Origin of the sequence: Frankia sp. Mgl5 (assembly GCF_023242985.1) — a bacterium.
GTDB classification, from domain to species: Bacteria; Actinomycetota; Actinomycetes; order Frankiales; family Frankiaceae; genus Parafrankia; species Parafrankia soli.
In genome coordinates, this window is the sequence record NZ_JALKFY010000166.1 from 1 (window position 1) to 263 (window position 263).

Consider the following 263-nt stretch of genomic DNA (forward strand, 5'->3'; position numbering starts at 1 on the left):
GTTCAATACGTTGTCCTTTCTTGGGATCGGCAGTTTACGTACGATATGCTAAATGACCTGTTTCAAGCAGCCTTGCGGGGGGCGGTTGTCATCGCCTCGAATCCGGATCGTACCTGCCCGTTGGAAGATGGACAGATCCCTGATACGGGCGCGTTGATCGGCGCATTAGAGGGAGCAACAGGCAGACCAATCGATTTGGTGGTCGGTAAACCATCTCCGATTGCAGCAGAGGCGGCGGTTCAACAGCTTGGCTTGGACTATAC

Annotated in this window: 1 pseudogene; it reads left to right on the forward strand. The window is 54.0% G+C overall.

What is annotated here, in order from left to right:
* Nucleotides 1-263: pseudogene (locus MXD62_RS08835) on the forward strand (HAD family hydrolase); the annotation flags it as partial.